18 protein-coding genes and 1 pseudogene are annotated in these 21353 nt (G+C 52.3%); 9 read left to right on the top strand and 10 right to left on the bottom strand.

What is annotated here, in order from left to right; genetic code table 11:
- Window position 1: 1 nt before the first annotated feature.
- The 4 genes from H650_RS00105 to H650_RS00090 are packed head-to-tail and all read right to left on the bottom strand — an operon-like array spanning window position 2 to window position 3647.
- Window positions 2–1240 carry a DotU family type VI secretion system protein gene (locus H650_RS00105; RefSeq protein WP_016495649.1) on the bottom strand — a complete coding sequence of 413 codons (1239 nt, stop codon included), beginning with the start codon at window positions 1238–1240 and terminating at the stop codon, window positions 2–4.
- 17 nt (window positions 1241–1257) lie between these two features.
- Window positions 1258–2601 (bottom strand): type VI secretion system baseplate subunit TssK, encoded by a 1344-nt coding sequence (tssK, locus tag H650_RS00100; protein ID WP_016495648.1) that lies wholly within the window; start codon window positions 2599–2601, stop codon window positions 1258–1260.
- Window positions 2602–2625: 24 nt separating this feature from the next.
- Complete coding sequence (gene tssJ, locus H650_RS00095; RefSeq protein WP_016495647.1) at window positions 2626–3132, bottom strand: type VI secretion system lipoprotein TssJ; 507 nt, start codon at window positions 3130–3132, stop codon at window positions 2626–2628.
- 23 nt (window positions 3133–3155) lie between these two features.
- Window positions 3156–3647: a hypothetical protein gene (locus H650_RS00090; protein WP_016495646.1), complete on the bottom strand. Its 492-nt coding sequence runs from the start codon at window positions 3645–3647 to the stop codon at window positions 3156–3158.
- Between the two features lie 982 nt (window positions 3648–4629).
- Here H650_RS00090 and H650_RS00085 point away from each other — a divergent pair.
- A complete protein-coding gene (locus H650_RS00085) occupies window positions 4630–6351 on the top strand; it encodes an alpha,alpha-trehalase (protein WP_016495645.1) in 1722 nt (573 codons plus the stop codon).
- A gap of 69 nt (window positions 6352–6420) precedes the next feature.
- Here H650_RS00085 and H650_RS00080 read toward each other — a convergent pair whose 3' ends face one another.
- The gene (locus H650_RS00080) at window positions 6421–6675 is read right to left on the bottom strand and encodes a GlsB/YeaQ/YmgE family stress response membrane protein (protein ID WP_016495644.1); all 255 of its coding nucleotides are present in this window, start codon (window positions 6673–6675) and stop codon (window positions 6421–6423) included.
- Between the two features lie 210 nt (window positions 6676–6885).
- Here H650_RS00080 and ycgR point away from each other — a divergent pair, with 210 nt between their 5' ends.
- On the top strand, window positions 6886–7617 hold the full coding sequence (gene ycgR, locus H650_RS00075; RefSeq protein ID WP_016495643.1) for a flagellar brake protein YcgR: 732 nt from the start codon (window positions 6886–6888) through the stop codon (window positions 7615–7617).
- Here ycgR and emtA read toward each other — a convergent pair whose 3' ends face one another.
- Entirely contained in the window at window positions 7618–8229 is a 612-nt protein-coding gene (emtA, locus tag H650_RS00070; protein ID WP_016495642.1) for a membrane-bound lytic murein transglycosylase EmtA, read from the bottom strand.
- A 100-nt stretch (window positions 8230–8329) separates the two neighbouring features.
- Here emtA and ldcA point away from each other — a divergent pair, with 100 nt between their 5' ends.
- Both ldcA and H650_RS00060 read left to right on the top strand, forming a co-directional pair.
- Window positions 8330–9241, top strand: coding sequence for a muramoyltetrapeptide carboxypeptidase (gene ldcA, locus H650_RS00065; protein WP_016495641.1), 912 nt, complete (start codon window positions 8330–8332; stop codon window positions 9239–9241).
- A gap of 123 nt (window positions 9242–9364) precedes the next feature.
- The gene (locus H650_RS00060) at window positions 9365–11098 is read left to right on the top strand and encodes a potassium/proton antiporter (protein ID WP_016495640.1); all 1734 of its coding nucleotides are present in this window, start codon (window positions 9365–9367) and stop codon (window positions 11096–11098) included.
- A 15-nt stretch (window positions 11099–11113) separates the two neighbouring features.
- On the opposite strand, the gene dadX is transcribed toward H650_RS00060, so the two are convergent.
- Window positions 11114–12184 carry a catabolic alanine racemase DadX gene (gene dadX, locus H650_RS00055; protein ID WP_016495639.1) on the bottom strand — a complete coding sequence of 357 codons (1071 nt, stop codon included), beginning with the start codon at window positions 12182–12184 and terminating at the stop codon, window positions 11114–11116.
- Window positions 12185–12202: 18 nt separating this feature from the next.
- On the bottom strand, window positions 12203–13543 hold the full coding sequence (locus H650_RS00050; RefSeq protein ID WP_327062256.1) for a D-amino acid dehydrogenase: 1341 nt from the start codon (window positions 13541–13543) through the stop codon (window positions 12203–12205).
- Window positions 13544–13820: 277 nt separating this feature from the next.
- On the opposite strand from H650_RS00050, the gene H650_RS00045 reads away from it, so the two are divergent.
- Window positions 13821–15353 (top strand): SpoVR family protein, encoded by a 1533-nt coding sequence (locus H650_RS00045; protein ID WP_016495637.1) that lies wholly within the window; start codon window positions 13821–13823, stop codon window positions 15351–15353.
- A gap of 33 nt (window positions 15354–15386) precedes the next feature.
- Here H650_RS00045 and fadR read toward each other — a convergent pair whose 3' ends face one another.
- Window positions 15387–16106, bottom strand: a complete 720-nt coding sequence (gene fadR, locus H650_RS00040; protein ID WP_016495636.1) for a fatty acid metabolism transcriptional regulator FadR — start codon at window positions 16104–16106, stop codon at window positions 15387–15389.
- Window positions 16107–16438: 332 nt separating this feature from the next.
- Here fadR and dsbB point away from each other — a divergent pair, with 332 nt between their 5' ends.
- The gene (gene dsbB, locus H650_RS00035; protein WP_016495635.1) at window positions 16439–16969 is read left to right on the top strand and encodes a disulfide bond formation protein DsbB; all 531 of its coding nucleotides are present in this window, start codon (window positions 16439–16441) and stop codon (window positions 16967–16969) included.
- An 84-nt stretch (window positions 16970–17053) separates the two neighbouring features.
- The gene (locus H650_RS00030) at window positions 17054–17299 is read left to right on the top strand and encodes a hypothetical protein (protein WP_016495634.1); all 246 of its coding nucleotides are present in this window, start codon (window positions 17054–17056) and stop codon (window positions 17297–17299) included.
- Window positions 17300–17506: 207 nt separating this feature from the next.
- Here H650_RS00030 and H650_RS00025 read toward each other — a convergent pair.
- Window positions 17507–17812: pseudogene (locus H650_RS00025) on the bottom strand (S24/S26 family peptidase).
- A 447-nt stretch (window positions 17813–18259) separates the two neighbouring features.
- Between H650_RS00025 and H650_RS00020 the strand changes: the two are divergent.
- Both H650_RS00020 and H650_RS00010 read left to right on the top strand, forming a co-directional pair.
- Entirely contained in the window at window positions 18260–19312 is a 1053-nt protein-coding gene (locus tag H650_RS00020) for an acyltransferase family protein (RefSeq protein ID WP_016495633.1), read from the top strand.
- 182 nt (window positions 19313–19494) lie between these two features.
- A protein-coding gene (locus H650_RS00010; RefSeq protein WP_110093583.1) for an IS3 family transposase occupies window positions 19495–20615 on the top strand; the annotation gives its coding sequence in 2 pieces (ribosomal slippage) (window positions 19495–19753 and window positions 19753–20615; 1122 coding nt in all).
- Window positions 20616–21353 lie beyond the last annotated feature (738 nt).

Below are 21353 nucleotides of genomic sequence, written 5' to 3'. Positions count from 1 at the left end.
TTTAGTTTCCTTGCGGCAATCCGTTCAGCTCGGCGGCCGTATTTCCCGGCGACACCAGCAAAGTAATCTCTACGCGGCGGTTACGGGCGCGGTTTTCAGCCGAGTTGTTCGGCGCTATCGGGTTCATCTCCCCTCGTCCTTCCGCTTTCACACGCGCCGGTTGCGACAGGTGTTTTTGCAGCAGCGACTGCACAGAACGCGCGCGCTCAAGCGACAGCTCGTAGTTCGAGGCGAAACGCGCACTGCGGATCGGCACGTTGTCACTGAAACCCACCACCAGAATTTTGCCGCTGACGTTATTCATCGCCTGCGCAACACGATCGATAACCGGTTCATAGCTTTCGCGTGCCACCGTCGATCCCGAGGCAAACAACCCATCGCCTTTGAGTGTTACCACGCTGCGATCGGCTTCATCGCGCACCGCCACCAGGCCTGCCTGAATTTCCGGGCGCAGAAACGCGCGCAGGTTAAGTACCGGCTGCACGTTTTGTACCGGCTGCTCAATGGCCGCTTCCGGCAACTGGGTTTGGTAAATTTTCGCCAGCACCGGGTTGGTGCTGTCACCCAGACGCCAGTTGAGCACGATATAGAACAGGCAGGCGAGAAATCCCGCCAGCCCGACACACGCCCACAGCGGAATAACCGGCCGCCACAATTTGCGCATGACCGGTTGATCTTCCGGGTGCGGCGACAGCGGCGGCGGATAGTTGCCACGCACACCGCGAATCATCTGCCACAAGCGCTGTTTGATGGTTTCCAGTTGCGTGCGGCCGTTGTCCATCACCCGGTAACGTCCTTCAAAACCGAGTAACAGGCAGAAGTTGATCAGCTCCAGCAGCGCGATATGCTCGCGCGGGTTTTGCGACAAGCGCGCCAGCAGCTGGAAGAATTTCTCCCCGCCCCAGGTTTCGTTGTGGAACGTCACCAGCAGACCGCTACCGGACCAGACGCCACGGCTGCCCCACGGCGTGAGCGCCGCCGCTTCATCCAGCGCGGTGCATAAACAGTAACGGGCGCCGACGATCACTTCGTAGGCCAGCCCGGATTGCTGGCAGCGCACTTCAAAACGGCGAATTTCATCAATCAGGTGCTGGCGCAGACCGCTTTGATCATCATGAGAAACGGAATAGCGGATCTGCGGTATCGCGTTAAGTAGCGGGTTGGCGGCCGCGACCAAAGGATTGTTGCCACTTGCTCCTGCCAGAGCGGCATCGCTGCCGGAGGCTTGTTGTTCCTGCATATTGTGCGCTCGCTGTATTATTCAGTCGGGCTACGGATGGCCCAAAACTCCATATCAAGACCCGGGAATTCACCTGCCAGATGCAGCGCGAAAGCCCCCGATTTTTCCATTTCGTTCCACAGCTCGCCGCCCTTTTCCAGTTCGAAATAGTTGTAACCGGCATGCCACGGAATTTGCGGCGGCGCGACCGGCATGGTGCGCAACTTCATACCCGGCAGTTGCAACTGCACCAGGTCGCGGATTTTGGTGACCGGCGCGACTTTCATCTGGGCCGGGAAATGGGTTTGCAGGATTTCGCCCGGGACACTGGCTTTCACTGCCAGCACGAAACCAAACTCGCGCGCCATGGTGGTGGTCGGCAACGTGGCGATATTCAACCCGTGCGTGCGTTCGGTGAGCGGCAACTGGATGGCGTGCTCTTCCATCACCAGAGACAACCCATTGCGCAGCATCAGTTGTAACTTGCCAAAACAGCCGGCCAGATCGTCATGGTCGTAAACCGGCAGCGTCTCTTCCGGCGAGCGTGACGCGGTCCAGGTGGTCAGCTCGGTGGCAAACGCCAGCCAGCTGCGCCACAACTCTTCCGGGTGGATCATCGGCAGCGTTTTCAGATGGGAAACCTGGCCGACATGGTGGTTAATCAAGGCCAGCAGCGTGAATTCCACCATTTCAGAGGTATTAAAACGCCCCGGCTGGCGCAGACGCTGGCCAATCTGCTGGCTACGCTGCATCAGCAAACTTTGCAGATCGTTGATAATGGCGTAAATCGCCGGGTTGTTAACCGCATTCAGCATCGGCGGAATATAACGGCTATCAATTCGAACGTGGTTATCGTTACGTTTTTCTACAACATGCGCGACACCGATCGCCGTCCACTCTGCCGAGAGATCTTTTTCCAGCATCAGTTTCAGACGCAGACGGCCAAACTGCACCGCCGCCGGCCCGACGGACATGGCGTTATCGTCATCGACTTCGCTTTCCCAGGTGACATAACGCGCCAGCGAATCTTTCTCTTCGCTAAAGATCACCTCATCACGCCCGCCGCGACGGGCAGGCAGCGCCAGCACCACGCGCTCATTGTTGATGTTGTCAGGGATAGCCAGCGGTGTGGGCGCCTGGCGAGCATCGTGGAATGAGAAGAACGTGCCATCCGGCAGTAAACCGCTGGCATAACTCAGGGCAATACAGCCCTGGCGCAGCATGGCATCGTCGAGCTCGATATCAAGGTAGCCCCAAAGATACGGGCGCTGCAGTGTCCCCCACTCGCGAATATGGTGTTGCAGATAGCTTTCCGCTCGCTGAAAGTGATGAGGGCGCAGAAACATACCTTCGGTCCACACGACCTTTTCTGCTTTGTTCATACGGTTTTCCTGTTAAGACTGGCGCTATTTGGAAATCACACGGATGCCATTGACGTCGAGGAAGATGTTGGCTTCCAGTTCGTCTGACGACGATTTCCAGAATTCGTAGAAGTGCGTCTCTCCCTGCACCGGGAGCGGTAAGGACATCCGCCATTTTTTGCCATCCAGCGCCTGATACTCCGCCATCACGCCGATGTAACGCGCGTCGGGCGCGCTTTTACCGCTCAGCGTTTTCGACAACTGGCCGGGCATCAGGAAAAATTCATCACTGTTCAGCAGGTTGGCGCCAAGTACGCTATCTGCGTTGTTTTGCAGCGACCAGAAATCGGCGGACATAAATGTCGCGTCCGATTTCAACAGCAACACCCTGACTTTAAGGGGAGCGGACTCATTGATTTGCGGATGAGCCCTGAACTGAAGGTTATAGCTGGTAGGTACGCTGTGTGAAGAGGAGCCACAACCGCTGGCCAGGGTGGCCAGCACAAAGAAAAACACCAGGCTAATCTGGCGTACAACCGAATTATTATTCATACCAGGTACTCGTCACGGCTGGATTAATTGATGATCCACGTTCCGGAGTTGGCGTTTTTGCAAGCCTTACCGCTGCCATCGACAGTCACGCAGGTCTGTTTTTTACGTTTCAGTTTGCGTGCGTCATCACGCAGGGTTTTTTCGTACAGCTCGCTTTTCACGACGGCACGCATCGGTACATAACCAATCAGCTCTTCCTGACCTTCATCGGCCAGCGCCATCCAGAAGTGTTCAACCTGACCCAGAACCACATAGGTTTTACCGGCTTGCAGCTGGCGAATTACTTTGCCGCCGAAATCCGGTGTGCTCATCACCGACGCCGGGTAAAGCGCGCGATAGTCTTGTTTGATAGGCTGGAATTCCTTAGGCGGAATAACCGCGTAGCGGTGTGTCAGCGTGACACCGTTCACTTCGCTGGTGACGATGGTGTCATCGGTTGGGGCGGGTTTAGGTGGCGCTTTACAAGCCGAAACGCCAAAGACAAAAAGAAGAGCCAATACCATTCGCATGTTCATAACGTTTTTTTCCATTGCAAATATATTACTGTGTTGACCTGGAGCGTTTTGGAAAGGGTATTTAAATCGCTCTAAATGACGCAAATCCATGTCCAGTTAAACGCTCAGATAATGAATAAAAGGCATAGCTACCGCACGAGTCTGTCGCAGGGACAGGCCGCAATAATATTACTTTTCATTGACTATCGTGACACAATTTTACAGATCAGATTATTCAATTCAATATGATCTCCGACCTGTTGAAATACTATTATTTAATTTTTTTGCAAATTAGGACAATTCTCAAGAAAGAATTTCACTTTAGATGATAATCCGTAAAGATGCCAACCCACCCATTTTGTAACGGTGCGCAATCTTTGCATAAATCGCTGATTATTAATCAATATTAGTGACAACAAGGCAATAGCATATATTTTAAAATGCGAGATAGGATGAATCCTAAAAACTAATTTAATGTGATAAACCCTACAATATTTAGTAGCCAAATTACCTGAATAAAAGTGCGGATTAACGTACAAGATAAGCAACGGCGTTATTTTGGCTTTGATAGGCAAAATATATTGAACAAATAAACATTATTTCCACAGCACGATAGTCAAGTGTGTAACAGTCCCTGACAGGAAACATTCTTTACTTTCATATGAAATTTCAACCCACCTTAAATTGTGTAGTCAGACTTAATTTTTGTGAATCGACAATAAACGAACCCATTCAGCAAAATTGATACAGCGCACTATTTACCCATTTCGGGCCCTGTCGCAAATAAATAAAAAGCCCCTGACGGACAGGTATGCAGCCGGTGCTGATTATTTGTGCAGCGAGAGCATAAAATCCGCCCCCTGCTCTGCCAGCCAGACGGGGAAATTGTCTGGAATCGTGCAAAATGCCAAACGCGACACACGATTTGTTTCAGATTCGACTATGGTTTTGTGCAAGGTTGATTGCGGCAGCACCGCTGTGCACCCGCTAAGGAGAATAATCGATGACAAGACCTGTTCTACACCGACCGCGCGCTCTGCTGCTGGTCATGCAAATCGCGTTAGGCGGCGCGTTACTCGCCACAGCTACCCACTCTTTCGCCGCCGAGGCGCAAAATACGCCGCAGCCACCGGATGTTCTGCTCGGTCCGCTGTTCAGCGATGTGCAAACCGCTAAGCTCTTTCCCGATCAAAAAACCTTTGTCGATGCCGTGCCGAAAGGCGACCCGCTGATGATCCTCGCGGATTACCGCATGCAGCGCACGCAAACCAGTTTCGATTTACGCCACTTTGTCGATGTGAACTTTACGCTGCCCAAAGAGGGGGAAAAGTATGTTCCGCCTGAAGGGCAAAACCTGCGTGAGCATATTGACGGGCTGTGGCCGGTGTTAACACGCACCACCGACAGCGCCGGGAAATGGGATTCGCTGCTGCCGCTACCAAAACCTTATGTCGTGCCGGGTGGACGTTTTCGCGAAGTCTATTACTGGGATAGTTATTTCACGATGCTCGGTCTCGCCGAGAGCGGCCACTGGGACAAGATTGAAGACATGATCAGCAACTTTGGCCATGAAATCGATACGTGGGGCCATATTCCTAACGGCAACCGCAGCTACTACCTGAGCCGCTCGCAGCCGCCCTTCTTCTCGTTGATGGTGGAATTGCTGGCCACGCACGACGGTGACGAAGCGCTGAAAACCTGGCTGCCGCAAATGGAAAAAGAGTACCAGTACTGGATGGAAGGTGCAGATACGCTGCAGCCAGGCCAGGCCAATAAGCGCGTGGTTAAGCTCAGCGATGGCAGCATCCTGAACCGCTACTGGGACGATCGCGATACGCCGCGCCCGGAGTCGTGGCTGGATGATGTAACAACGGCCAAAAATAACCCCAATCGCCCGGCAACCGAGATTTACCGCGACTTGCGTTCTGCCGCCGCGTCGGGCTGGGATTTTAGCTCCCGCTGGATGGACGATCCCAATCAGCTTGGCACTATTCGCACCACCAGCATTGTGCCGGTTGATCTGAATGCGCTGATGTTCAAGATGGAAAAAATGCTCGCCCGTGGTTATCAGGCAGCCGGCGATAGCGCGAAAGCAAGCCAGTACGATGCGCTGGCGAACGCGCGTCAGAAAGGTATTGAAGCCAATCTGTGGAATGAAAAAGAGGGCTGGTACGCGGATTACGATCTGAAGACGAAGAAGGTGCGTAATCAGCTGACAGCCGCAGCGCTTTACCCGTTGTTTGTTAATGCCGCCGCTAAAGATCGCGCCGATAAAGTGGCCAGCGCGGCAAAAGAACGGTTGCTGAAGCCGGGGGGTATCGCTACCACCACGGTGAAGAGCGGTCAGCAGTGGGATGCGCCGAACGGCTGGGCGCCGCTGCAATGGGTGGCAACAGCGGGCCTGCAAAATTACGATCAGCAGAAACTGGCAATGGAAGTGAGCTGGCGTTTTCTGACTAATGTGCAGCACACTTACGATCGTGAGAAAAAACTGGTCGAGAAATATGATGTCAGCACCACCGGCACCGGTGGCGGCGGTGGCGAATATCCGCTGCAGGACGGTTTCGGCTGGACCAACGGTGTGACGCTGAAAATGCTCGATCTGATCTGCCCGAAAGAGAAACCGTGCGACAGCGTACCGCAAACGCAGCCCGCACAGCAGGCTGCCGCGAAGGTTGAACCAACGACTCAGCCGCAAAAACAGCAGCAAGCCGTCGCGCAGTAACGCGCACAGTAAAAAGCCGCAACAATCATGTTGCGGCTTTTTTGTCTCAAAAAACGGATGAACTGGCGGTTAATTCCGTCTGAACAACCGGAAGACGGCCAGCACGACAATCGAACCCAGCACCGCGATCAGGAAACTGTGCCAGTTGAAGCCGGTAATATCTCCGCCATAACCAAATTGTGTCGCGAGCCAGCCGCCGACAACGGCCCCGACGATCCCAAGTATACAAGTCAGAATGAAACCGCCCCCATCCCGTCCTGGCATAATCAACTTAGCAATAACGCCAGCAATCAGGCCAAAAACGATCCACGCGAGAATGCCCATGTTTCTCTCTCCTTCTGTTAGTCTTGTTGACGCGCACATACCACTTCGGCGACGCGTTAGCTACAGTATAGATGTCGGTCATAAAACATTTTCATCTCACAGACTTAATTCAAACGGATTACGAAAATAATTACGTTATTTGTATTAAGTTCTTGCCGGAAATGCCGATAAAGCAACGAAGGTGTGTCAGCCATCAAGGAGCCATTCGGCGTGAGCAATTACAGTGAGCAGTTCCTGAAACAAAATCCTCTGGCCGTGCTGGGCGTTTTACGCGACCTGCAAAAGAACCAGGTGCCCGTTTGCATCACCTGGGGCAGCGGTCAGTTCATCAGCAAGATACTGGAAGTGAATCCAGAAGAGCTGGTCATGGATTTTGGCAGCCAGGAGTACGAGAACAACGCAGTACAGCGTGCGGGAAAGGTTACCGTGACCGCTGAAACACATGGCGCCAAAGTCGAGTTCACACTGACAAAGCTTTCTGCAGGCGATTTTCAGGCTTTACCTGCTTTTATTACTCCGCTTCCGGAAACGCTGTGGTTTATTCAGCGCCGTGAATATTTTCGCATCAGCGCCCCGCTCCACCCGGCCTATTTTTGTAAGGCATTTATGCCGGATAAAAGCGAGATTCGCTTTCGTCTGTTCGACCTGTCATTAGGCGGCATGGGCGCGCTGCTGGATGGCGAAGCGCCTGCCGCGTTGCAACCAGGCATGCGTTTTTCCAAAGTGGAACTGGATATGGCGTCGTGGGGGCAGTTCTATTTTGACGCGCAGTTGATCGCGATTGGCGAGCGTAAAGTCGTTGATGGCAAGAATGAAACCATTGTCACGCCGCGTCTGAGCTTTCGCTTTTTGAATGTCAGCCCGGGCGTGGAACGCGAGCTCCAGCGCATTATTTTTGCCCTGGAGCGCGAGGCGCGCGAACGCGCCAGCCGGGTACGCTAATTACATCGCATCCATCGCTTTTTGCACTTTCCAGATATAGCGCGGCGCCTGCGGCGCGGGGTGGTTTTCCGCCACATGCTTCATAAACGCGTCTGCGCTTAACTCGTTTATCTCTTCAATGGCTTCGCTTCTGTCGGACGAGAAAGTCCGCAGTAGCGCGCCTGCGCCATTCACATACGAGACCACCAGCGCGTACTGCATCACTTTCGGATCGCGGATGCCTGCCAGCGCCCCGTGCTCAAGAATACTCAAATAAGCCGCCCCCATGGAGATGTTGCGCTCCGGGTTTTTGAGTTCGCTGGTGGACGGTTGCCCGCTCCAGCCCATATGACGGTAAACTTCGCGCCCGGCGGTGGAGGCTTTAAGCTGCATCAGGCCAACGGCATTGGATTTGCTGACCAGATTCGGGTTACCGCCGGATTCCACGGCGATCATCGCGGTGATCAATTGCGGGCTGACGCCCCAGGCTGCACCGGCTTTTTCGGTGATGGGCATCCACTGCATTGCGCGTTTTACCGGCACTTCCGGGTTCCAGTCCGGGTTACGATAATCCTGTTTTGAACTACATCCGGCGAGCAGTACCACTAAAAAAGCAAACCATCTCAATTTCACGCAAGCTAATCCTTCTATAAGTGTCATCGGCTACGGATGACAACGACACAGGTTAGCGGCATGATAACTGTTTCCCTATAGATGTCAGCAAGGAATTGCCATGTCCACCTTCCATCTGATTGCCCCTTCCGGCTATTGCATTAACCAGCACGCCGCAGCGCTTGGCGTCGAACGTCTCACTTCGCAAGGCCATCAGGTTAACAATCAGCACGTCATCACCCGCCGTCATGAGCGTTTCGCTGGACATGACAAAGAGCGCCTGGCGGATATCAACGCACTGGCGCAATTGCCGGGCGACAACATTATCGTGATGCCGGTGCGCGGGGGGTACGGCGTCAGCCGTCTGCTCGCGGATATTGACTGGCAGGCGCTGGTGGCGCGCCAGCAGCATCAACCGTTGCTGATTTGCGGCCATAGCGATTTCACCGCCATTCAACTTGGATTGCTGGCATACGGAAAAGTCATCACGTTTAGCGGGCCAATGCTGGCCGGTAATTTCGGTGCCGAAACGCTGGATACTTTTACGGCAGAGCACTTCTGGCGCGCCATCAGCAATGAAACCTTTACCATTGAGTGGGACGGTGAAGGCCCGCAATGTGACGTGGCAGGCACGGTGTGGGGTGGAAACCTGGCGATGTTAACCTCGCTGATTGGTACGCCCTGGCTGCCGTCCATACCCGGCGGCATTCTGGTGGTGGAAGACATTAATGAACATCCCTACCGCGTGGAACGCATGCTGTTGCAGTTGTTGCACTCAGGTATTCTGGCGCAGCAGCGGGCGCTGATCCTCGGCAGTTTCTCGCTGGCGCAACCCAACGATTACGATGCGGGCTACAATCTTAATAAGATGATCGACTATCTGCGCGCGCAATTGACGATCCCGGTGGTCAGCGGGCTGGCGTTTGGTCATGAACCGCAGACCGTCACACTGCCGCTCGGTGCGCATGCCCGGTTGCAACATGCTGAAAAGACGCAACTGACCTTAACGGGTCATCCCACGATCTTGAGGTAAAAAAAGCGCTTTATGCTCTTATTAAAGCCTTGTTTCTGCCGTTATTATATGACGCACTAATCAACCCGGCCGGTTACTGCCGCCCGGGATCCCCCACGGTGAGGATTAAGGAGAAGCACACCATTGGACGCTGAGGCGATAATCAGTCTGTTTATTCTGGGTTCAGTTCTTGTAACCTGCAGTATTTTATTAAGTTCTTTCTCCTCCCGCCTTGGTATTCCCATTCTGGTTATCTTTCTGGCAATCGGTATGTTGGCCGGTGTTGACGGTATCGGCGGTATTCCGTTCGATAACTACCCTTTTGCTTACATGGTCAGTAACCTCGCGCTGGCGATCATTTTACTCGATGGCGGCATGCGTACCCGCGCCAGCTCGTTTCGCGTCGCGCTTGGCCCCGCGCTTTCCCTGGCGACTATTGGTGTGCTGGTCACTTCCGGTTTAACCGGGATGATGGCCGCCTGGCTGTTCAAGCTCAACATTATGGAAGGCTTTTTGATCGGCGCGATTGTTGGCTCCACCGATGCCGCCGCGGTGTTCTCGCTGCTCGGCGGTAAAGGGCTGAACGAGCGTGTCGGTTCTACCCTTGAAATCGAATCCGGCAGCAACGATCCGATGGCGGTGTTTCTTACCATCACGCTGATTGAGATGATCCAGAAGCACACGGCCGACATCGACATCATGTTCCTCGTGCATATTGTGCGGGAGTTTGGCCTCGGTATTCTGCTCGGCGGCCTGGGCGGCTATCTGTTGCAGCAGATGATTAACCGCATCTCTCTGCCGCCGGGCCTTTATCCGCTGCTGGCACTGAGCGGCGGGATTCTGGTTTTCGCCTTAACTACGGCCCTGCACGGTAGCGGCATTCTGGCGGTCTATCTGTGTGGTTTTGTGCTGGGCAACCGTCCTATCCGCAACCGTTACGGTATCCTGCAAAATTTCGATGGGCTGGCCTGGCTGGCGCAAATCGCCATGTTCCTGGTGCTGGGTCTGTTAGTCACACCGTCTGATCTGTTGCCGATTGCGGTTTCCGCACTCATCCTCTCGGCGTGGATGATTTTTGTTGCTCGTCCTCTGTCCGTGTTTGCCAGCCTGTTACCGTTTCGCGGTTTTAACCTGCGCGAACGCATTTTTATCAGTTGGGTGGGGTTGCGCGGCGCGGTGCCGATTATTCTCGCCACCTTCCCGATGATGGCCGGGCTTGATCACGCGCGCTTGTTCTTTAATGTCGCCTTTTTCGTGGTGTTAATCTCGCTGCTTTTTCAGGGAACGTCGCTCTCGTGGGCGGCGAAAAAAGCCAAAGTTGTCGTGCCACCGGTTGGCTGGCCGGTCTCCCGCGTCGGTCTGGATATTCACCCGGACAATCCGTTTGAGCAGTTTGTTTATCAACTCAGTGCGGATAAATGGTGTGTGGGTGCTGCGCTGCGTGATTTACACATGCCTGCGGATACGCGTATTGCGGCACTGTTTCGTGACAACAGCCTTCTGCACCCGACCGGCAGTACCCGGCTGCGTGAAGGCGATGTGCTATGCGTGATTGGTCGCGAAAGCGATCTCCCCGCGCTCGGGAAACTGTTTAGCCAGTCTCCGCCGGTGGCGCTGGATCAGCGCTTCTTCGGTGATTTTATTCTTGAAGCGGATGCTAAATTTGCCGATGTGGCGCTGATTTACGGTCTGGAAGAGGGGCTGGAGTATCGTGAAAGCCAGCAAACGCTGGGCGATATTGTGCAGCAACTGCTGGGTGCCGCGCCGGTCGTGGGGGATCAGGTCGAGTTCGCCGGGATGATCTGGACAGTGGCGGAAAAAGCCGATAATGCGGTACTGAAAGTCGGCGTTCGCGTGGCGGAAGACGAGGCGGAATAACCGCCTCGCGTTAAGTTACACTGTCACAACAGGCACGCGCGGCGCCAGGGCGCACATCAATTCGTACCCTACTGTTCCGGCCGCCGCCGCCACTTCATCGATTTTTATCTCGTTACCCCATAGCTCAACCGGCGTACCAATCCCGGCCTGCGGGCACGGGGTTAAATCCACCGTCAGCATATCCATTGAGATCGCGCCAACAATGCCGGTACGAATGCCATCCACCAGCACTGGCGTGCCGGAAGGCGCGATGCGCGGATAGCCGTCGGCATACCCGCAGGCGACAACACCGATACGCTGCTCGCTCTGCGCGCGGTAACGACAACCGTAGCCCACCGTTTCACCGGCTTTCAGCGTCTGCACGGCAATGATCTCACTGCTCAGCGTCATTACCGGGCGGATCCCGCTGTTGGCGACATCCTGCCACGCGCCCGATGGCGAAGCGCCATACAGCACCACGCCGGGGCGCACCCAGTCATAGTGCGTTTCCGGATGCCACAACGTGGCGGCGGAGTTAGCCAGCGAGCGCGGCGCGTTAATGCCTTCCGCCGCCTGCTCAATACGCGCCAGCGGCGCGGCGATACCGTCTGCCCGCTCCGCTTCAGCAAAATGGGACATCAGCGTCACGGTTGCCACATTGGTAAAGGCATTGAGTTGCTGGTACACGGTGTGCACGCGTTCAGGCATAAAGCCGAGACGATTCATCCCGCTGTTGATCTTCAGGTAAACGTCGAGCGGCGCCTGCAGACGCGCGTCCTGCAAGGCTTTGATCTGCCAGTTGCTGTGCAGGCTGGTCGTCAGGCGATATTTATCAAACAGCGGCAGTTCGTCGGCATGGAAAAACCCTTCCAGCATCAGAATCGGCCCTTTCCAGCCGCGTTCGCGTAGCAAAATGGCTTCTTCAAGATTGAGCATCGCAAAGCCATCTGTGCTGTTGAGCGCGCGCCAGATGCGATCCAGACCGTGACCATAGGCGTTCGCCTTCACAACCGACCAGACTTTTGCGGCAGGTGCCGCGCGGCGCACAACCTGTAAGTTATTGCTCAGCGCCGTTAAATCAAGCGTGGCGAGAACCGGACGAGACATTCCTATTCCTTCTTCGAATCAGTTATGAGCACCGTGTAAATGGTGCGCGCGCACAGGGGTAAAGCCAGGCGAATAACGCGCCACGCTTAAATCATCAGCAGCAATCGCAGGAGTACTGCCGGACATCAGGTCGCTTAACAGCTGGCCGGAACCGCAAGCCATTGTCCAGCCAAGGGTGCCGTGCCCGGTGTTCAGCCACAGGTTTTTATACGGCGTGCGTCCGACAACGGGCGTACCGTCTGGCGTCATGGGGCGCAGGCCGGTCCAGAAAGTTGCTTGCTCGACAAATCCGCCACGCGGGAAGAGATCGCGCACCACCATCTCCAGCGTTTCGCGGCGTGGTTTCAGCAGTTCCGTATTAAAGCCAACGATTTCCGCCATGCCGCCGACGCGAATACGCTGATCAAAGCGGGTAATGGCAATTTTGTAGGTTTCATCCAGGATCGTTGAAACCGGTGCGCCGTCTTCTTCGGCAATCGGGATCGTTAATGAATAACCTTTCAGCGGGTATACCGGGATATCGACGATATTTTTCAGTAAGCCGGTAGACCACGAGCCAAATGCCATCACGTACGCGTCGGCTTTGACCACCTCTTCTCCGCACTTCACACCGTAGATGTTTTCGCCTTCGTACAGCAGGCGATCCACCGGGGTGTTAAAACGAAACTCCACGCCCGCCTGCGCCGCCATCTGCGCCAGTTGCTGGGTGAAAAGCTGACAGTCGCCGGTTTCATCATTTGGCAGACGCAAACCACCGGTCAGTTTGTGTGCAACTTCCGCCAGCGCGGGTTCGACTTCCGCCAGCCGCGCAGACTCCAGCAGCTGATAAGGCACGCCGGCATCCTGTAATACGGCAATATCACGCGTGGCGTTTTCGTACTGCTCGGCGGTGCGAAACAGCTGCAATGTACCGCCTTGCCGCCCTTCATACTGAATACCGGTAGTTTCGCGCAGCAGTTTCAGGCAATCACGACTGTATTCCGCCAGACGCACCATGCGGCCTTTATTTTCCATATAGTGGCGCGTGTCGCAGTTGCGCAGCATCTGCCACATCCATTTCAGTTGCGATGAGGTGCCGTCGAGGCTAATTGCGAGCGGCGCATGGCGCTGGAACATCCATTTAATGGCTTTTAACGGCACACCTGGCGCCGCCCAGGGCGCGGCGTAGCCTGGTGAGATCTGCCCGGCGTTACCGGCGCTGGTTTCCTGCGCGGGACCCGGCTGGCGATCAATCACCGTGACGTCATGCCCGGCCTGGCGTAAATACCAGGCGCTGGTGACACCCACCACGCCACTTCCTAACACAACAACTCGCATATCCCTCTCCTGTGAGTAAAGCACGATCATCTGATTACAAATTGATAACCCAGATGAAAATATTATTCAACATATGGCTTTTTTATGGTGAGCTCCCTCACAGCTTCGCCGTATGACAAGGGTTTCTGTTATTTAGCATCTCCTGCTGCGCGACTTTTCGCCGCAGCATAATATTTCGCAACACTTGCCATTTACGCCGTTGATATGATGAAAAATCGCGAAGAAAAATTTATGGCTTAGGTACAGATTTAATTGCGTGTTCTATGCTTGAAATGAGACGCTCCATACAGAGAGTGTCGTTAACAACGAGGGCGCGCTAATGGCTACGATTGACTCAATGAATAAGGATTCTATTCGTCTGAGCGATGGACCCGACTGGACTTTCGAACTGCTGGATGATTACCTGGCGGAGATTGACCGGGTGGCGAAACTTTATCGGCTGGATACCTATCCGCACCAAATCGAAGTGATCACCTCAGAGCAGATGATGGACGCTTACTCCAGCGTCGGCATGCCGATCAATTACCCTCACTGGTCGTTCGGGAAGAAATTTATCGAAACCGAGCGGCTTTATAAGCATGGGCAACAAGGGCTGGCCTACGAGATAGTCATCAACTCTAACCCCTGCATCGCTTATCTGATGGAAGAGAACACCATTACCATGCAGGCGCTGGTGATGGCGCACGCCTGCTATGGACATAACTCTTTCTTTAAAAACAATTATTTATTCAAAAGCTGGACCGATGCCAGCTCAATCGTCGACTACCTGATTTTCGCGCGTAAATACATCACCGATTGCGAAGAACGCTACGGTGTGGACGAAGTGGAAAAGTTACTCGACTCGTGCCACGCGCTGATGAACTACGGCGTCGATCGCTACAAACGTCCGCAGAAAATCTCGTTGCAGGAGGAGAAAGCACGGCAGAAAAGCCGTGAAGAGTATCTGCAAAGCCAGGTGAATATGCTGTGGCGTACGCTGCCCAAACGCGAAGAAGAAATAACCATCGCGCAGGCGCGTCGCTACCCGGCAGAGCCGCAGGAAAACTTGCTCTACTTTATGGAAAAAAATGCGCCGTTACTCGAGTCGTGGCAACGCGAGATCCTGCGCATCGTGCGTAAAGTGAGCCAGTATTTCTATCCGCAAAAACAGACGCAGGTGATGAACGAAGGATGGGCGACGTTCTGGCACTACACCATCCTTAACCACCTGTATGACGAAGGCAAAGTGACCGACCGCTTCATGCTGGAATTTTTGCACAGCCACACCAACGTGGTGTTCCAGCCGCCCTATAACAGCCCGTGGTACAGCGGCATTAACCCGTATGCGCTGGGCTTTGCGATGTTCCAGGATATTAAGCGTATTTGCCAGTCGCCAACGGATGAAGACCGTTACTGGTTCCCGGATATTGCCGGTTCGGACTGGCTGGAAACGCTGCATTTCGCGATGCGCGATTTCAAAGATGAGAGCTTTATCAGCCAGTTTATGTCGCCGAAGATCATGCGTGATTTCCGCTTCTTTACCGTGCTGGATGATGACCGTAATAATTATCTTGAGATTGCCGCTATCCATAATGAAGAGGGTTACCGGGAGATCCGCTCGAAACTCTCCTCGCAATACAATCTCAGCAACCTTGAGCCCAACATCCAGGTGTGGAATGTGGATCTGCGCGGCGACCGTTCACTGACGCTGCGCTATATTCCGCACAACCGTGCGCCGCTGGATAAGGGGCGCCGCGAAGTGCTGAAACATGTGCATCGTTTATGGGGTTTTGATGTGTTGCTGGAACAGCAAAACGAAGATGGCAGTGTGGAGTTACTGGAGCGTTGTCCGCCGCGCGCCAACAGCCTGTAATGAAAAACCCCTCTGTTGAGGGGTTTTCTTTGCTTATCGGCTTTGTAAGGCTAAATCACCCGGCATCGTTTTCTGCATCCGATGCCAGATCTCACCACTATCATGACCATAGCGGCGCACAACTTCGTAGACTTTGTCATGCTGCGCCTGTTCGCACACTTGCGCCAGCTGGTGGTAGAAACCGAGCGCCAGGCTGCGGGCTTCCGGGCTTGAGAAATAGTGGCGACCAATTCGCGTATACAACCCTTTCATGCCGTTAAGGATCAAACCATAAATTGGGTTACCGGACGCAAATGCCAGACCGCGGAAAATGTTGTAATCGAGGTCAGCGAAGGCATCAGCATGATCTTCAACTTCACGCGCGCTGGCCAGCACTTTCAGCGCGTCTTCCGGATGCTGACGAAACGCGGTGCGAATAAAAATCGTGGAAATGTTGGTACGCACTGAAAGCAGATTATCGATCAGTTGCGGAACACTCTCGTGATCCAGACGCGCCAGCGTTTCCAGAATATTCAGCCCGGAGGTTTCCCAGAAGTTGTTCACTTTTGTCGGCTTGCCGTGCTGAATTGTCAGCCAGCCATCACGGGCGAGGCGCTGTAAAACTTCACGCAATGTGGTACGAGTGACGCCAATCAGTTCAGAGAGTTCGCGTTCAGCCGGAAGAATCGACCCCGGAGGGAAGCGACTATTCCAGATACTTTCAATGATGTACTCTTCCGCGAAACCCGCCGGGCTCTGCGCCTTAATGACCATAGAGAGATTTCCATTACACAGCTAAGCAAAGGACACTCATCATACCAGACCGCACCCGGTGCAGGTAGCGTACCTCATGAAGAAAAAAGGGGATCGGGGATCCATTTTGGCGATTTAACAACGCTTATCCGTAAAAGTAACAGGGCTTTGATGCGCAATATTTACCCCGCAGCACGGAGGATATTTTGTTGCGTAAATGGCAGCACTTTGTTGCCAGGTTTGACTTTTCGCATGATAAACATTCGATTACGCATTATTTTCTTGCCCGCTAGTGGCCTGCGCAATGATTTCGTTTACACTGCTTTGTCTAAGCATCTCCCAGGGAAATGATTATGTTGCGATATTTAAACGGGTGCTCACGCGGGCGCGGCGCCTGGCTTTTGATGGCGCTAACAGCGTTTGCGCTGGAAATGGTCGCATTGTGGTTCCAGCATGTCATGCTGCTTAAACCTTGCGTCCTGTGCATTTATGAACGCAGTGCGCTCTTTGGCGTAATGGGCGCGGGTATTGTCGGAGCCATTGCGCCGAAAACACCATTACGTTATGTCGCTCTGGCTATCTGGATCTACAGCGCGTGGCGCGGCATCCAGCTGGCCTGGGAACATACCATGATCCAGTTACATCCTTCGCCGTTTATGACCTGCGATTTTGCCGCTCGTTTTCCGGGCTGGCTGCCGCTGGATAAATGGCTGCCGCAGGTGTTTGTCGCTTCTGGCGACTGTGCCGAGCGCCAGTGGTCATTCCTGACGCTGGAAATGCCACAATGGTTGCTGGGCATTTTTGTCGCTTATCTGGTTGTTGCACTGCTGGTGCTGATTGCCCAGCCGTTCAAACCGAAAAAACGCGACCTGTTTGGTCGCTAACAGAACGCTCCTTCGGGAGCGTTTTTTTTGACTGATTCAGGATCAAGGCAACATCCGCAAAGATGAATACTGGCAGGGAAAAGGATGATTCGGGTGGCTGGAGTTATCGCACTTATTGACTTCGCTTCAGGTACGCTCTTTTTTACGCAGAAGATCAGGCTGTTCGCCATTGTCTCTTCTTTTATTCTCTATATTGCTGCTTATCGCTGCTACCAGTACGCTTCTAGCGGACTGTTGCTGGCCTCTTTGTTCGTCGCGTTCGTCATCTTACCGACCCTGAAGCGCCCGCGTGACAAGAACGCGGTTCTTCACTTTTCCCTGCCCTGCTGACTGCTGACTGCTGACTGCTGACTGTCCCGGTTATGTATGACGTTTTTGTTAGTCAGCCCATTAAGGCTTATTAAGAACAGGCAGTAGTTAATTTTGATACTGCGTTGAAGTGAAAAGAAAGCAGGTGAAAAGCAATGCATTAGCGCAAGACGAATCGCCACCTTTAGTGGTTTTGAGTTGTTTTGCGCTAATTTTTTGCCCCATTTATCATATCACTGGGTTGTCATCGAACTCGCTGGTGCGTGCGTCGTTGATGATGTAGGTGAGCATTCCTTTAAAGACCAGTCGGCCATCGAAATCCTCATCGTCTCATCCAGATAGCACATCGCTATCTCCCCCGACTACTGGCGTGGCCGACATATCAGAACCAGCAAAGCCCCCCTTATTTATCGCTTCACTGCGGGACTCGCTGCCGGCGCGCAGGAAGTACGTCGCGGAAGGCACGCGAATCAGCTCATGGTCGAGCAATATCTTCTCATCCATGTAATCAGCAGCTGGCGAAGGAAAGCCCATAACAGAGCCCTCCGTTCGGGTTGAACTAGAAAAAGATACAGTCCAGGCCTCAAGAGGTCGACGCATCGCGGTATGTGCGGGCGTACGTCCTGACCCACCGGTTGCCCTCGGCAAGTGACAAGTGATGATTCAGGTCCGCCAGGTTTCACACGTTCGTCCTAACAACCATCCGACCCAAAGGCTCGCGGGTTACTGAGTATAGAGCGGTGATCTTATCATCTTAGCGCGGCATGGCTTCTCCCTTGCACTAACACTGTGTATATAAACAGCGCAAGCCATAAGGTTACATCTCAAAAATGCAAATCAAATTAGTTGCAAAGGCTATCGTTAGAATTAAAAGTAATGGCTACTTTATGTATATATTGGTATTTTTTGACCAGCAGTCACCTAAGATATAATTACAACGAACCTTGCGAGCGAACATAGACAAAGGCTGTCTATCGGATTATGCTTAATGAAAAATTTTATTTTGGTAAGTTCATGTTTCGATCAATTCAGATGCTTAGAGCTCTTGCTGTCTGGTTTGTAGTCCTGCATCATGTGAAACAGATTGCATTCGCAGATCACTTCTCTAATTCCTTCATGGATAAGCTTGCTCACAAAGGCGCGGCAGGCGTTGATCTTTTTTTTATAATCAGTGGCTTTATCATTTATCAAACCATCTATACAAAGCGCGTTAGTGCCGCCCAGTTTGCGTTAAACAGAGTAATGCGCATTGTGCCTGCATACTGGTTATTTACCGGTATAGCTGCATTTTTTGCTCTTTACTTCAATGGGTTAATGTTTGCTACCACAACTAACCCGGAACTTCTAATAAGAAGCCTTCTTTTCTTGCCGACGGAAAGAACTGACATAATAGGTTATATTCCATTCCTTACAGTTGGGTGGACACTAAACTATGAAATGTTATTCTACCTTCTGGCATGTCTGGTAATTTTAACTTCCAGAAAACGCTTTATAGTGCTTATTTCCTTTGTGATAATTTTCAGCTACGAGTACCTTAAGCCATCATTATCAGCCATGCCATTTTATAGCAATGGCATGATGCTTGAATTCCTTCTTGGCGTTTTTGTCGCTGACTTCTATAAAAACGGTATGCTGGAAAAAATAAATCCATTAATTTTAAGCGGACTGTCGGTGGCTGCTTTGGTCTTCATTTACAATAGGCCTGAGGATCATGACATATTATATATTGGATTCCCTTGTGCGGTAGTGGTGGCATGTTTCGTAGGTCTTGAGTCATCAATCAAAGATAATAAGTTTACGAAAATATTTGTTAGACTTGGTGATTACTCCTACTCAACATATTTATGTCACGTTATCGTAATCTGCTCTCTTCTTTATGCTTTTAAAGAAGTTGATAACCGCGAATATATCGTTTCTATTCTTTGCGTCCCATTAACTTTGGCGGTTTCTTTTTTAAGCTACAAATTTATAGAGCGCCCTATAGGGAGTCTATCCAAACACATACTTAAGAAGTCCCCTCCTGTAATAGCATAACATTAGCGGCAGCTATTATAACTGCCGCTAATGTATTAATAACCCCAAAAATCCCCGATAGTGATGTTTTAGCTATGCCGGATGGCAATTCCCCATCATAGGTTCTGATGATGACCTGCCCCCCGTTGATTAATACACCGCGATGTTAGTAATGTCTTCATAAGCCACATGAGGACATCCCCATGAAGAAGCGTTTTTCCGACGAACAGATCATCAGTATTCTCCGCGAGGCTGAAGCCGGGGTTTCTGCCCGTGAGCTCTGCCGTAAGCACGCCATTTCCGATGCCACCTTTTACACCTGGCGCAAGAAGTATGGCGGTATGGAGGTGCCCGAGGTTAAGCGCCTGAAGTCGCTTGAGGAAGAGAACGCCAGGCTCAGGAAGCTGCTTGCCGAAGCCATGCTGGATAAGGAGGCGCTTCAGGGGGCTCTGGGGCGAAAGTACTGACGACAGGCCAGAAGCGGGAAGCCGTGGTGTTGATGTGTGATGCGACCGGTCTGTCGCAACGTCGTGCCTGCCGGCTGACAGGTTTGTCCCTGTCGACCTGCCGTTATGATGCTCAGCGTCCGGCTACTGATGCACATTTATCAGGGCGTATTACTGAGCTGGCGCTTGAACGCAGACGTTTTGGTTATCGGCGCATCTGGCAGTTGCTGCGTAGGGAGGGCCTTCACGTCAATCACAAGCGGGTATACCGTATTTACCACCTTAATGGACTGAGCGTAAAACGCAGACGGCGCCGTAAAGGGCTGGCGACCGAGCGGTTTCGGCTTCTGCGCCCGGATGCACCGAACCTTACATGGTCGATGGATTTCGTTATGGACGCACTGGCCAACGGTCGCAGGATAAAATGCCTGACCTGTGTGGATGATTTCACGAAGGAGTGTCTGACGATCAGCGCTGCTTTCGGTATTTCAGGCGTTCAGGTCACGCGTATTATGGACAGCATCGCGTTGTTTCGGGGGTATCCGACGACAATAAGAACCGATCAGGGCCCGGAATTTACCTGCCACGCGCTCGATCAATGGGCCTTTGAGCATAGTGTGGAACTACGGCTTATCCAGCCAGGTAAGCCAACGCAGAACGGATTTATTGAGAGTTTTAACGGACGTTTTCGCGATGAGTGTCTGAATGAACACTGGTTCAGCGATATTCTTCATGCCCGGAAAACGATTAATGACTGGCGGCAGGATTATAACGAGTGCCGTCCCCATTCATCGCTGGATTACCAGACACCAGCTGAATTCGCTACGGACTGGCGAAACAGGAAATATGAAGAAAAACCAACCGACATCACTAACTGAAGGTTGTATCTAATCCCGGGGGCAGGTCAACAAACATAGTTTTCTCCTTTGGGTACCCGGAGAACATGTTATGAAATTGAACTGTGAAAAGAAACGGTATTATATTTGTCTTTACTAAATTTGATCTCGATGTTTTTGAATAATGTCGGTTATGGTGCTCTCGAATGGGGCCTTGGTATCGATACTTACAGACTGTTGAAAGCCCGAAGGGTGTTGCTGATTATATTCTTTGCGGGTGATTGGGAAATCGTCGATCAGAATCAACGCGCTTGGGCTAGTAATACCGTGCTGTTGATCATCAATCACCTTCACTTAATAGGCATCATTATTAAGTTTAATAACATCATAACGAATAAGTCGTGGGTCTGTTTTGCTGCTTACGTAATAAGTTTTCACGTCAGAAATTATCATAATCTATTCCTTTACGTTAATTAAAATCATACGCCATTACAACGTTAAGAAACATTATCACAGGCACTCAGTGAATGCCTGCTGTAATGCCCGCGTATCTGAAAAACAAAAAAAATACGCTGCGTGATTATAAGCTTAAGAAAGATATTTGATTAAGTACTCTTTTGGAGATGCTTTTGCATAATCCTTTTGGCTTTTCTTTCCATTTACCTTATTTCACATAAGGACCTTTCCCGATTCATTTGTTTGATACTGTTAATGATAGTGTTGCGCGGCTCCCAATCATCTCGTTGAGGTATCTTGTACTTATTTCTTAGTTCACTAACA

The organism is Enterobacter sp. R4-368 (assembly GCF_000410515.1).
In the GTDB taxonomy this organism is placed as follows: domain Bacteria; phylum Pseudomonadota; class Gammaproteobacteria; order Enterobacterales; family Enterobacteriaceae; genus Kosakonia.
The sequence above is the reverse complement of the archived record's forward strand: the minus strand, read 5'-3'. Positions and strand labels throughout refer to the sequence as shown.